The organism is Luteitalea sp. (genome assembly GCA_009377605.1).
Taxonomy (GTDB): Bacteria; Acidobacteriota; Vicinamibacteria; order Vicinamibacterales; family Vicinamibacteraceae; genus WHTT01.
Map to the genome: position 1 here is coordinate 1 of WHTT01000006.1, position 14,359 is coordinate 14,359.

8 protein-coding genes are annotated in these 14,359 nt (G+C 64.7%); 3 read left to right on the forward strand and 5 right to left on the reverse strand.

Going from position 1 to position 14,359, the window contains the following annotated elements:
- Nucleotides 1-1,353 precede the first annotated feature (1,353 nt).
- Nucleotides 1,354-3,123 carry a CRTAC1 family protein gene (locus GEV06_03015; GenBank protein MPZ16879.1) on the forward strand — a complete coding sequence of 590 codons (1,770 nt, stop codon included), beginning with the start codon at nucleotides 1,354-1,356 and terminating at the stop codon, nucleotides 3,121-3,123.
- 695 nt (nucleotides 3,124-3,818) lie between these two features.
- Nucleotides 3,819-5,099 carry a hypothetical protein gene (locus GEV06_03020; protein MPZ16880.1) on the forward strand — a complete coding sequence of 427 codons (1,281 nt, stop codon included), beginning with the start codon at nucleotides 3,819-3,821 and terminating at the stop codon, nucleotides 5,097-5,099.
- Nucleotides 5,100-5,493: 394 nt separating this feature from the next.
- Here the strand turns inward: GEV06_03020 and GEV06_03025 are convergent, their stop codons facing one another.
- From GEV06_03025 to GEV06_03045, 5 genes are all read right to left on the reverse strand, one after another.
- Nucleotides 5,494-6,066: a hypothetical protein gene (locus GEV06_03025; protein MPZ16881.1), complete on the reverse strand. Its 573-nt coding sequence runs from the start codon at nucleotides 6,064-6,066 to the stop codon at nucleotides 5,494-5,496.
- Nucleotides 6,067-6,233: 167 nt separating this feature from the next.
- Nucleotides 6,234-7,832: a tetratricopeptide repeat protein gene (locus GEV06_03030; protein MPZ16882.1), complete on the reverse strand. Its 1,599-nt coding sequence runs from the start codon at nucleotides 7,830-7,832 to the stop codon at nucleotides 6,234-6,236.
- Between the two features lie 55 nt (nucleotides 7,833-7,887).
- Complete coding sequence (locus GEV06_03035) at nucleotides 7,888-9,120, reverse strand: hypothetical protein (GenBank protein ID MPZ16883.1); 1,233 nt, start codon at nucleotides 9,118-9,120, stop codon at nucleotides 7,888-7,890.
- A gap of 185 nt (nucleotides 9,121-9,305) precedes the next feature.
- A complete protein-coding gene (locus GEV06_03040; protein MPZ16884.1) occupies nucleotides 9,306-10,100 on the reverse strand; it encodes a tetratricopeptide repeat protein in 795 nt (264 codons plus the stop codon).
- Entirely contained in the window at nucleotides 9,790-10,878 is a 1,089-nt protein-coding gene (locus GEV06_03045; GenBank protein MPZ16885.1) for a tetratricopeptide repeat protein, read from the reverse strand. The genes GEV06_03040 and GEV06_03045 overlap by 311 nt, the downstream gene beginning before the upstream one ends.
- A gap of 163 nt (nucleotides 10,879-11,041) precedes the next feature.
- Between GEV06_03045 and GEV06_03050 the strand changes: the two genes are divergently transcribed.
- Entirely contained in the window at nucleotides 11,042-14,347 is a 3,306-nt protein-coding gene (locus tag GEV06_03050) for a hypothetical protein (GenBank protein MPZ16886.1), read from the forward strand.
- The last annotated feature ends 12 nt before the right edge of the window (nucleotides 14,348-14,359 follow it).

Below are 14,359 nucleotides of genomic sequence, written 5' to 3' on the forward strand. Positions count from 1 at the left end.
CATCTTTTACGATCGCCCGGCCGGCCAGTTCTTCAACGACGCTAGTGCGGGACTGCCGCTCTTCGGCACGGCCACCGTCAGTCGACAAACCGCTCCGGCGGTGCCCGTCTTCGGGTTGAGCAGCACTACGGAATCGCCGTTCGACTTCCCGGCGATCCCGAACTTGCAGACCGGGCTGGACGAACGCAACGGCCTGATCGGCGCGCCCGCGGCCATCGACATCTGGGACCCGGATCTCGAAACGCAGTATTCGATGAACTGGTTCCTCGGCGTGCAGCAACAGCTCGGCGGCGATTGGGTAGTCGAGGTCAACTACAACGGTTCGGTGGGCCGCCACTTATATCAAGCGTTTGATGTCAATCGGTTCAGCGGCGACGTGATCGACGGACAGTTGGATCGGCTGAACCCCAGCTTCGCGGGCATCAATTACGGGCAAGCGAATGGGAAGTCTTCCTATCACGGCGGCAACGTGACCGTCACGAAGCGCCTCTCCCACGGGCTCCATTTCCAGAGCGCCTACACCGTCGGCAAGGCAATCGACACGGCCAGCAGCTTTGGCGGCAACTTACCGATGGTCGATGCGGGCAATCTCGAGCTCAATCGCGGCCTGGCGAACTTCGATATCCGTCAGAAGCTGGCAATGAGCATCATTTATGAAGTCCCCAACCTGGCGCAATCCGGCCCGTTGCGCGCCATCTTCGGCGACTGGCAGGTCGGAGCGGTGACCATCCTCCAAAGCGGCTCCCCCTTCTCGGTGTTCTGCACCGATCCGTTCGATCCGGTTGTCAATGCCCGCGGCGAGGTGATTGGCAACAGCGGCTGCGACTACAACGCCGACGGGTTCAACAATGACTTTCCCGACGCGCCGGCGTTCGGGAATTCACTTCCCAACTCCGACAGAGCGGCCTTCTTGAGCGGGGTCTTCACGCGGGCGGACTTCCCGCAGCCGGCGCTCGGCTCACCCGGAAATCTGGGTCGCAATGTCTTCATCGGGCCTGGGTTCGCCAACACCGACCTCAACCTGACGAAGCGAATTCCGGCGCCCTTCTTGGGCAACGCCGGCCGCATCGACTTCCGGGCCGAGCTCTTCAATCTCTTCAACCGCGTCAATCTGCAGAATCCGGACGACAACCTCAGTAGCTCGACGTTCGGCCGCTCGACAGCGGCATTTGGGGTGCGTAACATCCAGTTCGGTCTGAAGATTAGCTTTTGACGCGAGGTCGGAGGCGCCCGACCTAAAGGTCGGGCCTACATTTAGATCACTGATCAGACGGGTGTAGGCCCGACCTTTAGGTCGGGCGCTTCCGTTTCTGCCACGAACCAACGATCTTTTGACCCCGTCGAGCGCAATCGATGTCGTCGCGTTTTCGCTGTCTACTGTTCACCGTCGTCTTCGTCGGCGCGGCGGGCCTGCCGGCGTTGGGCCAAGGCATGGCCACGTCGGGCCGTGCCGTCCCCTCGGGCGTGGTCGTCGACGCGACCGACTCGCCGTTCGACGTTCGGTTCGTCGACATCGCGGTCGAGGCCGGTTTGACCGCGCGCAATGTTTCTGGAAATCCCTCGCGCAAGCAATACATCGTGGAGGCTGTTGGCAACGGCGTCGCGTTGTTCGATTACGACAACGACGGGCGCCTCGACATCTTTCTCGCCAACGGCTCGACGCTGGACAACTCGGTTGACGCAGCCGCGGAAACGCATCGCCTCTACCGCAACCTCGGGAATCTTCGCTTCCAGGACGTCACGCACGCGGCCGGCTTGGAGCGGACTGGCTGGGGCCAAGGGGCCTGCGTCGGCGACTACGACAACGATGGCTGGCGCGATCTGTTCGTCACGTTCTGGGGACAGAGCGTCCTGTACCGCAATGACGGCGACGGCACGTTCACCGACATTACAACGACCGCAGGGCTCTCGTCGGAAGGCGTCCGCTGGGACACCGGCTGCACGTTCATCGATTACGACGTCGACGGAGACCTGGACCTTGCTGTCAGCGGCTATGTTGATTTCGACCTGGACGAAGTGCCCTCGCCTGGCAGCGGAGGCTACTGCCGCTGGAAGGGGCTGCCAGTGATGTGTGGACCCCGCGGTCTGCCGCCTGGGCGCAACCTCCTCCTTCAGAACGACGGACGAGGCCATTTCCGGGACGTATCCAAGGCGAGCGGCATCGGCGAGCAGAAGCGCTGCTACGGGTTCACGGTGCTCGCTTCCGATCTCGACAACGACGCCTTTCCTGATCTGTACGTCGCGTGTGACTCCACACCCAGCTTGTTCTATCGAAATCTCGGCGACGGCTCCTTCGAAGAGATCGGCGTGCTGGCCGGCGTCGCCCTCAACGAGAATGGCCAGGAACAGGCAGGCATGGGTGTTGCGACCGCCGACGTGGACGAGGACGGCTTCGTCGACATCGTCAAGACCAACTTCAGCGACGATACGCCGAATCTCTATCACAACGACGGCAACGCCACGTTTTCCGACCAGGTCTACGTGTCAGGGCTCGGCATCCATACGCAGTACTTGGGGTGGGGCGCGCACCTGTTCGATGCGGATCATGACGGGCGGCGCGACATCCTCTTGGTAAACGGACATGTCTACCCCGAGGTCGATAATGCCGGTCTTGCGGTGACCTATCGTCAGAAGCGGCTGCTCTATCAGAACGTCCGCGGGCGCTTCGCCGACGTCTCTGACAAGGCAGGTCCAGGAATCGCAACGGCAGCCTGGTCCTCCCGCGGCTCCGCGGTGGGAGATCTCGATAACGACGGATCTCTCGAAGTCGTCATCAACAACATGAGCGAGAGGCCCAGCCTGCTGAAGAACCAGGGGAAGCCAAAGAACTGGTTGATGGTTCGGCTGGTCGGCACTCGGGCCAATCGCGACGCACTCGGGGCCCGCGCATACGTGGTCACCGCAGAGGGACGAATCTCCGGCGAGGTTCAGGGTGGGTCGGGATATCTCTCGCAGAGCGACTCACGACTCCATTTCGGCTTGGGCGGCGCCGAACGCTGCGAGCGAATCGAGGTGCTGTGGCCGGGCGGCGAGCGCGAAGTGTTCGAGGGATCGAAGGCGAATCGCCTCGTCGTGTTGAAGCAGGGCGAGGGCGAGCCGGCCGGTCCGTCAAAGTCGCGCTGAGCCGCAGGCTCGAAGGGTGGGTCGCAGGTTCAGCGGAGGGTAGCCAGCGCGTGTGTCGCCTCGGCGACCAGGCGCGAGTCGGCTGTGGCGGAGCCCACCAGCGCCGTCAGCCCGGCTTCAATCAGCGAACGGGCCTCGGCGGTACGCCCTTGGGCCACGCGACACAGGCCAGCGCAACGCGCGCCTGGTTGGTGAGGTCGCTGCGTGAGGCGCTCACCAGTGTGGCCCTGACGGGCGTGATTGACACACGCCAAGTCGAGACGCTGCTCGGCGGGAGATGCGAGTCTCTGTGCGCCAACGGCGTGCAAGCCGGGGCTCGTTGCAAGCCGTGCGACGACGGCGTCGCCGCCTGCCTGAGCATCCGCTACGTAAAGTACCGCATTTCAGAATTATTGTGACGTATCTTTACGACCGTCAGGTGCGCGGAGGTGTGCGGCGGAATGTCGCGAGGGGCTGCAGCGCCGGTATGCGCGTGATGCGCCAACGGTGCCGGCCCGCGTGAAGAAAGCGCTTGACAACGATTCGCCACCCGTGCGCGTTTTTGTGCCGTCCCGCGTGAGAATGGTCCGTTACGCAGGCGACGTTGGCCGAGAAGCCGCGTTTGCACGCAACTTTGATTAAAAAGAAGGATCGGTCAGTTTGCGTGCGATCGAGGGCCGTTCTGCGCTTAGAAAATCGCGTCCGTATAATGGGATATGGCGACGCTATTTTCCCCGTTTAATCAGCTCTCTGACTCCGATCTCCTCCGCGAGGTCACGCGCCTCGCTGCCCGTGAACGTGAGGCCACCGCGCGCCTCGTCGGCTCCCTCGCCGAACTCGATCCGCGACGTCTGTATCTCCGCGAAGGCTGTGCCTCGCTCTTTGCGTACTGCGTTCGCGTGTTGCACCTCGCGGAGCACGCCGCGTACGACCGCATCGAGGTCGCCCGCGCGGCGCGCCGCTTCCCCGCCATTCTCGGGCACCTGGCGGCGGGCGCGGTCACGCTGACCACGATTCGCCTGCTGGCCCCGCACTTGACCACCGAGAACCAGGCCGCGGTGCTGGCCGAGGCCCAGCACCGCACGCGCCGCGAGGTCGAACAGATCGTGGCCCGACTGCAGCCGCGCCCCGATGTGCCAAGCACAGTCCGGAAACTGCCCACGCCAACGGCCCCACACCCTAACACGCCGACGGCCGAGAGCAGCTCGCTCACCGCGGCACGAGCGAACGCTGACGCCGCGCCGCCGTGCGCCACGCCGGCCTCGTCTGCCGCAGCCCCGCCACCGCCCGCCCCGGCCCCGACACCGACACGTCCTACGGTGGTCGCCCCGCTGGCCCCCACGCGCTATAAGGTGTCGTTCACGATCAGCGCAGAGACGTATGCCAAGCTGCAGGAGGCGCAGGCGCTTCTTCGGCACGTCATCCCGAGCGGCGACCCTGCGCTGATCTTCGATCGCGCGCTCACGCTGCTCGTCGCTCAGTGTGCGCGGACGAAGCACGCGGCCACGACCACGCCCAGGCCCCGTCGCGCCTCGACGGCGGTTGGCCCGGCCGTCGACCATCCTCGAGGGACCTCCGCGCGGGTCGACGGCGCTACGGCCGGTGCGACGGTCGTGCGGTCGCGGCATATCCCGGCCGAGGTGAAGCGCCAGGTCTGGGCGCGCGATGGTGGCCGGTGCGCGTTTGTGAGCCCTAGCGGCCGGCGGTGCGCAGAACGCGGGTTCCTCGAGTTCCATCACCTGGTGCCGTATGCGAAGGATGGTGAGCCGGCCGTCGAGAATCTGCAGCTTCGCTGTCGTCAGCACAATCGCTATGAAGCCGAGCGCGACTTCAGCCCCTGGCCGACGTCTGTCCGAGAGACGGCACCGATCTTTGGCGTGCCGCCGCCGGCGACTTGGTTTGAAACGAGTGTGGCGCAACTCTTGTGCCACGCCGCCGGGCCACCCCGGATGGAAGCGTCACACGCACGTGATCCCACCGTGCGCGCCTCACCCTAAGGGCGCACGAACGTTGGCTCATGCTTAGACGACGAAACACCTCCGCGCTAAAGCAGCAACAGGGCGTGAGCGGCTGGTCCCTCTGTGGAACCAGCTCGCCGCTTTCGCCGCCCTGCGGGATCGCCGACCGCTGCCCGTCACCCGTTGAACGGAAGCTCGCTGACCCACGACTAAAGAGGGTGAACGACCTCTGAGCCAGCGTTCGCTCAGGAGGCTGGCGACCTTTTACGCTGGCACGTACTCCTCACCAGGAAACAACGCTCGCTGAGTCAGCAGAGAACAGGCACGTTCGATCATGAGACGACGCATGCAGTCTCCTTACGTGTGGTGGGCGTCTATCGCACGGCGTTGCTCCTGACACGCTCGGCAGCTAGACGGCCACCCTCGCGGATCACTACGAAGGTACGTAGGATCTTGGTCGTCGTGCGTTCGGGGCCTCGGTGTGCGCCGTTGTTTCAGGTAGGTTCGGCCACCGATAGTGCGGGCGGCGCCAGTCGACCGCGGACCAGATCATCGTCGCAACAACAGTCAGCACCAGATAGCAGAAGAGCAGGACCCAGTCAGAGGTTTTGTCGCCGCTGCCGCTCGGAAAATAGGTGATAGGGGAGCGCAGATTCAGGATGTGGGCGCCGACCCACGGCACGATCTGCTGCCACATCGTCATGTACCCACGCACGAGCGACGACAGGCCCGGGACGAGTGCGGGCGACACGTTTGCCAACGTCACCGTGTTGTAGAGCGTGAGGTAGATGAACCCGAAGCGGAAGGCGACGGCCAGGGCGCGCGACCACGCTGTGGTATTCAAGCCCTTCGGAAATGCGGATGCACCGCCGCCAGGCGTCGGCGCCGGTTTCGATCCCGCCAGTGGTGCCGACCAAGAGTGCGCGCGCGGCGTCGCGGGCGACGCTGCAGCTGGCGTGGCGCCGACATCAGGAGTGGAACTGCCGTTCGTGCCCAGGGAGCTCATGTGTAGCCTCTCTCTTCGAGCGCGCCGACAGCGACTCCCGTGGGGCGGAGGGAAGCCCGCGCCGTTTGTGCCTCGCAAGCGCTCCTCACCAGGAAACAACGCTCGCTGAGTCACCAGAGAACAGGCTGCCAAGAACGCGTTCGGTTAACGACGAATTCATAAACTCGTCACCGAACGGCATCGCTGTCGGCCCGGAGCGCAGCATCGAGCAACCGCCGCGCCGCAGCATCATCAGGAGCCCAAAGCAGCACGGCTCGGGCATGCCGAGCGGCCTCACGTGACCCGCCGGCATCGAGCAGCGCCTCCGCCAGGCGAAGGCGTGCGGGTGTGAAGCTGGGCGCGACGCTCGCGGCGAGTCGAAGCTCTTCGAGCGCCTGCGCATCTTGGCCCTGATCCTCGAGCAGCAGGGCAGCCTCATAGTGTGCCTGCGCGTTGCTTGGGTCCAGCTCTATGGCGCGCTGCAGCGCGGCAGCCGCGTCTTGGGGGTCGCCGCCGGATTTTCGAATGGCTCGGCCCAGCAGTAGATGCGTATCCGCCGCGTTCGGGCTCATCGAGACCGCCTTGCGCAGTTGACCAAGTGCATTGTCAACGTCGCCCCGCTCCAGGTGTTGTGCCGCCGACTGCGTCAGGATCATGGCGCGGCCCACGCGAGCCTCCTCATCCCTCAGTGCCTCGGCCTGGCGCGCCGACCGCATCGCTTGGTCGCGCTTTCCCAGTCTGTAGTACGCCTGAGCGAGCGTGCGGTGAGCCTTGATAAGCTTTGGATTCGCCTCGATCGCCCGCTGCAGATGCATGAGGGCCTCGTCGACGGCACCCAACGTGAGAAGCACCACGCCCAGCATGTTGTGCGCCTCGGGGTCGTCTGGATCGCGCTCGACCGCCACACGCAGCTCGCGCGCCGCAGCCTTCGCGTCGCCGCTTCGCTGCAGCGCCACGCCCAGGGCACGTCGGGCACGCGCCTCGTCTGGACGCAACCGAAGCGCGTCGCCAAGTGCTTTCGCCGCGTCGGAAAGCCGTCCCGCCTGCGCCAAGGCGAGGCCGAGATTGTAATGCGCATCCGGATTGGCCGGATCGAGGCGGACAGCAGCGCCGAGCGTCTCGACGGCCGCCTTCAGATCCGGTTTCTCCGCATAGGCGATGCCGAGCGCGAGCGCCGCCGATGGATCGTTCGGCTGCAGCTCGTGCGCGGTTCGCAGCGAGGTGATCGCCGCCGCTGGATCGCGGGACTGGAGCAGCAGACCGAGGTTGTAGCGCGCTTCGGCGAACGTCGGCTCGCGCTCAATCACGTCGCGCAGCAGGCGGATCGCCCCTTCCGTGTCGCCCTGTTTGCGCAGCACCCCGCTCAAGAGATAGCGCGCTGGCGTCAAATCAGCGTCGAGCCGTAGCGCTTCCTCGAAACCGGCGATCGCGTCGCTCGTGCGTCCCAAACGATCCTGGGCGAGGCCGAGGTGATAGTGCGCCTCCGCCGACGCCGGGTTCAGCGCGACGGCCTTTCGAAAGTGCGCCTCGGCGTCGGCGACGCGTCCTGTCTCTGCCAGAATGACGCCGAGATTGTCATGGGAAACAGCGTCGTTCGGATCGAGCCGAATCGCCTCTTCAACATGAGGCAGCGCGGCTCGAAGATCTCCGCGCTTCAAGAGCTCGACGGCGCGGTTGCGATGCGTTTCAGCAGCGGTGCGCCGCTCGCCTCGCTCGGTCCGTTGTTGAGCGAGCGCGGCGGGCGGGACCAGCGCTGCGAGCACCATCGCCACGAGCATTGTCTTCACGTGCACCAGCGCTTCTGTGTGTCGGACGGCTCGGCGAGCCGTCCCTACCTTCCCGTCATTGGTAGGGCGCGTTCGCCGAACGCGGCGTGGGTCGCACGCCTCGGCGAGGCGTCCGCACCAGACCCTGTCCCTCGCGCACGGTAATCGCTTGGTTCGCCGGGACGTTCTCGAGTCGGTCAATCGTGCCGCTCGGCCAACGCACCTCGACCGAGTCCGCGCGATCGCTCGTGCCGAGCCCGAAATGGAGGCGCGGATCGTGAGCTGATTGGTAACTGCCACCGCCGGTTCGCTGGTCGCGCTGGTCGAGCCCGTTGGCTCTCACCACCACGCTGGCGCCAATCCCGTCGCGATTGGACTTGACGCCAACGAGACGCACTTGCAGCCAGCTCCGTTGATTGCCGCCGTCATTGCGCAGGAGCTCCGCCTGATCGCCGTTGTTGCTGACCAGGACATCCTCGTCTCCGTCGTTGTCGTAGTCGCCGAACGCCGCTGCACGACTGACCTTCGCGCGCGACAGGTCCGGGCCAAGCTGCCTCGTCACGTTGCGAAAGTGGCCCCCCAGGTTGCGAAAGATGAGCTTCGGCTCGGCGTAGGTGGTCTTCGCATGAAAGAGCTCGATGTTATCCATGACATGTCCGTTCACGACGAAGACGTCCAGCCGGCCATCGTTGTCGTAGTCGACGAAGCGGGTGCCGAACCCGCTGGTCTGAAACGTCTCGTAACCGAGCTTCGTGGAGAACACGACGTCTTCGAACGTGCCATCTCCGCGATTCCGGTACAGGGTCATCGTCTGGCCGCGATACTTGTTCGGATGACAGTACGCGCGGTAGCCGGGGCGTCGCTCACCGCAGTACAGGTTCGTTTCTGGCGTCCAATCGAGATAGTTCACCACGATGAGATCGAGCCGTCCATCGTTGTCGTAGTCGAACCAGGCGCCGCTCGACCCCCACTTATCTCGATTGGCGACACCCGCGCGATCGGTGACATCGGTGAAGGAGCCGTCACCGTCGTTGCGATAGAGAATGGACCGTCGGTAACCCACGACAAAGAGGTCCTGATCGCCGTCGTTGTCGTAATCTCCTACGGCAACGCCCATGCCGAACAGTCCTTCCGCTGCGACGCCGGCCCGCGCGGTCACGTTCGAAAACGTTCCGTCGCCGTTGTTCCGAAACAGGGCGCTGCGCAGTGGCTGGTCGGGCTGGTACACCTTCGTGGGGGCGCTGTTCACCAGATACGCATCGAGCCAACCATCCTCATCGAAGTCGATCCAAGCCGCGCCCGCGCCCATCGTCTCGATCAGGTATTTCTCGGGCGATGCGGCGTTGTCGTGCCGAAATGTCAGGCCCGAGCGCGCAGCGACGTCGACGAACCGCAACTGTGCTCGGTTGGTCCCTGGCGCGGGAGCGGCTGCAAATGACAAGGCGAGTATGCCGCATGCGACCCCCGCCGCATGGTGCGCCGGCGCGACGGTGCTCATCGCCTGCCCTCGCGCACAATCCTGAGCAAGCCGCTCCGTGTGAGCTCGTCGCGGTCGTCCGCCTTTATGTCGCGCACTTTTGCGAACAGCTCGTTCGCCTCGCGGGTCTTCCCTTGGCGACGATAGACTTGCGCCAGTTGGTAACTCGTCGCCGCGTTGTCCGGATCAAGAGCCAGCGCTTGTTTCAAGTGCTCGAGCGCCTCGTCCAGTCTGTCATTGCGCTGCAGCATCTTGGCGAGGAGCAGGTGCGCCTGCAGGAGATCCGGCTGCAGGTCGACGGCGCTGTTCAGAGCCTGGAGCGCCTCGATTTCCTCCTTCGAGCCGGGCTGGGCCCCCGAGCGGTACAAGGCTTCGCCGAGGAACCAGCTCGCGAGCGCATCATCGGGGCTGCGGCGGCGCCGCGCTCGGAGCGTGGCGACGGCTTCGGGAGTGCGCCCCATTTGGAGATAGACCAAGCCGAGCGCGACATACGAGAGTCCATCATCCGGGGATCGCGTGGCGGCCTCGTCGAAGGAGGACTGGGCCGTCTGAAAATCGCCCTTCATGGCGAGGACAATGCCCCGTTGGCGCAGAAGTCTCGCCGAGCGCGGTGACGCCGATGTCGGCGATCTCCAGTGCAAGCTCGAGATTCTCGTGGTCCAGACAGAGGGCGATGAGATCGACGTAGTGCGTCTCGCCGGCTGGATCGATCTCGATGGCGGCGCGCAATGCGTCGTACGCCTGCTGGGTCTCGCCGGTCGCTTCATACGCGCGCGACAGCAGGTTGTAGACCTCTGGGGTCCGGCGCCCATTTTCGACGAGATCTCGAAGGGTCTGCACTGCCGCCGCCGGCTGCTCGCCCCGAAGCCTGGCGAGCGCGAGGTTGAAGCCGACGTCGTAGTTGTCAGGAGAGGCGGCAAGCACACTTTCAAAACGCGTCGCGGCCGCGGAGAATTCTTCCATCTCCACGAGCAATCGAGCCGCTTCTCGATCGATGGTGGGATCGTCGGTAGGCAACGTCGCCAGCGCCGATACCGCCTCCTCGGGGCGACCGACGCGTTGGTAGCTGCGCGCGAGCTTCAACACCAGTGCTGGATCTCCGCGCTCGAAGATGCGGCTCTGTTCGTAGTGCTCGACAGCTCCTTGGAAATCGTCCGCGTCGAAGGCCGCTTCCGCCAGGACGAGATGCGCGACACGGTCGTCCGGCACGGCCTTCAGCAATTCCCGGAAGTGCGCCACCGCCTCGTCCGCTCGCCCGAGCGACATCTCGTTGACAGCCAGATTCTTCAGCGCGGGATGAAAGGTGGGGGCGAGGGCGACCGCCTTCGCGAACTGTGCGTGCGCCTCCTCTCTCCGGCCGCTCGACGAGAGCGCGATGCCCAGCAGGTTCAACGCTCGCACCTCGTCTGGAGAGCGCGCCAACGTGGCTTCCAGGATCTCGATGGCGCTGGTCCAGCGCTCTTCTCGGATGTGATTGGCAGCCTGCTGCAACGGATCAGGCTGCGCCGACGTGACGACCGCAAACGCGCATGAACAGAGCGCAACGAGGATCGCGTACGGTCGGGGCGGCCTCGAAACGACCTGTGTCACATCGTGCTCCTTCGTCCGACGAGTCTACCACTCGATGTCGTGGCACAGCAGACGCTGCACTTGACAGGGCAGTCGCCCGTAGGCTACCGTCCCCTCACCGAGAATGACATCGATATCATGACATCGCTGTCCACCCTGCGGGCGAGGGCAAGGAGAGGGAGAGATGCGTTCCAGACGATCGGTGTTCGCGCTCGTGCTGCTTTCGCAGATGCTCGTTGCGACCTCTGCGTGGGCGCAGGGCGCCGAAGCCACGATCAGCGGCTTTGTCACGGACGATACCGGAGCGGTCCTGCCCGGTGTCACGGTGGCGGCCACCCATGTCGGGACACAGCAGCAGGTGGTGGGCGTCACCAACGAGCAAGGCTTCTACGTCCTGCAGCCGGTGCCTATCGGCGCATACGTGGTGGAGGCCGTGCTCGAAGGGTTCGGGACCTATCGTCGTGAAGGGGTCACCGTCACCACGCAGGCACGGGTTGGCCTGGATATCACGCTAGACGTCGGCGGCATGGAAGACACCGTGACCGTCAACGCGCAGCTGCCGCTCCTCGAGTCGCGATCGTCAGAGGTGGGCCAGCTGATCGAGTCCCGTGCCGTGGAGAGCATGCCGCTGGGCGATCGGCGCTCCATGAACCTGATCCGGATGACCGGAGCCGCGGTGTTCGTGAGCTACGACACGGGCGCCAAGCCGAACTTCAGCCTGGCGGGCGGTCGCACGCAAAGCCAATCCTTCTTGATCGACGGCGGCACCGGCCAGAACATGCGGCTGGGGATCGGCCAGGTGGATGTCGACCCGCCCGTCGAAACAGTGCAAGAAGTCCGCGTGCTGAGTAACAACTACTCGGCAGAGTTTGGCGGGTCGGCGGGTGGCGTCATCACGGCCACCACCAAATCGGGGACCAACACGTTCCGCGGCGTCGGCTTCGAGTACTTCCGCCACGACGGCCTCGACGCGGCCGGCTTCTTCGCGCCTTTCGTCGATGGCAGCAAGCAAAAAGAGCCACTCCGCTACAACGTCTATGGGGGCACGCTGGGCGGCCCTATCGTGCCCGACCGCACGTTTTTCTTCTTCTCCTATGAAGGATCGCGGAGAAAGTTCGGGGAGACGCGCACACTGACGGTTCCCACCACGCTCCAGCGGCGCGGCGACTTCTCGGAGACCGTAAGCGCCAGCGGTGATCAGATCACGGTCTACGACCCGCAGACGACAATGCCGAGTGGAGCGCGGAGGCCGTTTGCCGGTAACGTCATTCCCTCCGACCGCCTCGATCCGGTGGCGCTCCGGTTGATGGATTTCTATCCGCTGCCGAATCGTCCGCCCGACAACCCGAGCGGTGCCAACAACTTCAGTGCGAACGCGACCGACCGGCTCGAGCGCGACAACTATCTGATCAAGATCGATCACGCGCTCACCAGCCGCGACAAGATCACCGGGCGTTATCTCTACAACAGCGACAATCGGTTTCCGGGGAGCGTGCTGCCAGAGTCGGCAGCGGACACGGCGAGCGATGCGCTGCGCCACCAGAACTACCTCTACGTCAGCCACACACGCACCTTTGGCAACGCGGTCAACGAGCTCCGCTATACGTACGCCAACCGTATCAACCACACGACGTCGCCCGGGCTCGGGGGCGGCTGGCCGTCGCAACTCGGCCTGCAGGGCGTCTCGGACGAAGCGTTCCCCCGCTTTTCGGTCGCCGGCTTCGCGCCGCTCGGCGCCACGAACCACGAGCGGCGCCAGTTTCCAATCGAGCAGCATCAGTTCACCGACACGCTGTCCTACGTGCGCGGCCGACACACCTGGAAGACGGGCTTCGAAGTACGGCCCTCGCTCAACTACGAGGTCAACCGTCCGTCGGTCTCGGGGAACTTCAGCTTTACCACGCAGCCAACTGGGCTCCCTGGCCAAAGCGGAACGGGGTATGGATTGGCCAGCCTCCTGCTCGGCTTCCCGAACAGCGTCTCGGTGCGCGAGACGGAGGTGCTCGACCGCTCGAGCTGGTATCTCGCGGCATTTCTGCAAGATGACTGGACCGTGAGCCGCAATCTCACGATCAACCTCGGTGTGCGGTGGGAGGTAGACACGCCGATCAAAGACAAGAACCAGCGCATGAACAGCTTCGACCCTGAGGCCATCAATCCGGTCTCGGGCACGCCCGGCGTCGTGCGCTTCGCCGGCGTCGATGGCTGGAGCGATCTCCCCTACGAGACCGACTGGAACAACTTCGGTCCACGCTTTGGGTTCGCGTGGCGTCCCTTCGGGCTGGAGGGAACTGTCGTGCGTGGCGGCGCCGGCATCTTCTATGCGCATCCGTTCGATCATGGCGCGCCGAGCTCTGCGTCGCTCGGCTTCGAACGATCGGCGAGCCTGTCCACACCCGATAACGGTCTGACCGCACCGTTCTATTTGGCTGACGGCGTGCCGCCGCTCGAAGCGGGCGATGCGCCGCGCGACGAGCGGTTCGGCGCCGTGCCGGTCGGCGCGCCTACCACCACGGCGGTTACCTTCTTCGAGCCGGACCGAGAGACCGGCTACGCCCAGCAATTCAACCTCGGCCTCCAGCGGGAGCTTCCAGGCCGCATCGTCCTCGAGGCGGCGTACGTGGGGAATATCTCCCGGAAGCTGCCGGGACAGAACCTCCCGATCAACCAAATCCCGCCCGAGATGCTGGAGCCCGGTGTGACGCAGAGCGACCGTCCCTTTCCGCAGTTTTCCAACGTGACGATCGTGCTGCCATCCATTGGCCGCTCCGACTATCATGCGGGCACGCTCCGTGTGGAGAGGCGGTTCGACAGTGGGTTCAGCTTGCTCGGCACCTACACCTACGCTCGCTTCGACAGCGATACGGACATGGGAGGGCAGGACCTGGGCGATGTCGGCGTGTACTCCGACTTCTACAACCGACAGGCCGACTACGGACCGTCAGGCAACGACATCCGACGCCGCCTGACGATCAGTAGCGTGTACGAGCTGCCCATCGGGCCAGGCAAGCGCTGGCTGGGCTCCGGCTGGCTTGGCCAGGTCATCGGTGGCTGGTCGGTCGGTCTGCTGGGAACCTTCCAATCAGGGCCGCCGTTCTCGGTCACGACCCAGACGAATACCACGAATGCGTTTTCCGCAGGCGCGCTGCGAGCGAACATGGTTGGTGAACCCGAGCTTCCGGCCGACGAGCGCTCGATCACTCGCTGGTTCGACACCGAGGCCTTCGCCCAGCCAGCAGCGCTGACGTTCGGGAACAGCCCACGTGGCCTGCTTCGCGGCGACGGTATCATCAACTTCGATCTGTCTCTCGCCAAGAGCGTGGCGCTCGGCGGCGAGCGTGTCTTGCAAGCTCGCGTCGAGCTGTTCAACATGTTCAACCACCCGAACTTCGAAATCCCGGGCAACGTCCTTGGCGCGCCGGGCTTCGGCGTGGTCTCGAGCGCTGGACCCGCACGAACCGTGCAGCTTGGTCTACGCTTTGCCTTCTAGGAGACGTGATGA

Excerpts from the sequence above, each read along its gene's own strand:
- GEV06_03015 (MPZ16879.1), top strand. The coding sequence starts at position 1,354 with ATGTCGTCGCGTTTTCGCTGTCTACTGTTCACCGTCGTCTTCGTCGGC.
- GEV06_03020 (MPZ16880.1), top strand. The coding sequence starts at position 3,819 with ATGGCGACGCTATTTTCCCCGTTTAATCAGCTCTCTGACTCCGATCTC.
- GEV06_03025 (MPZ16881.1), bottom strand. The coding sequence starts at position 6,066 with ATGAGCTCCCTGGGCACGAACGGCAGTTCCACTCCTGATGTCGGCGCC.
- GEV06_03035 (MPZ16883.1), bottom strand. The coding sequence starts at position 9,120 with ATGGGCGCGGGCGCGGCTTGGATCGACTTCGATGAGGATGGTTGGCTC.
- GEV06_03040 (MPZ16884.1), bottom strand. The coding sequence starts at position 10,100 with ATGGGCGCCGGACCCCAGAGGTCTACAACCTGCTGTCGCGCGCGTATG.
- GEV06_03050 (MPZ16886.1), top strand. The coding sequence starts at position 11,042 with ATGCGTTCCAGACGATCGGTGTTCGCGCTCGTGCTGCTTTCGCAGATG.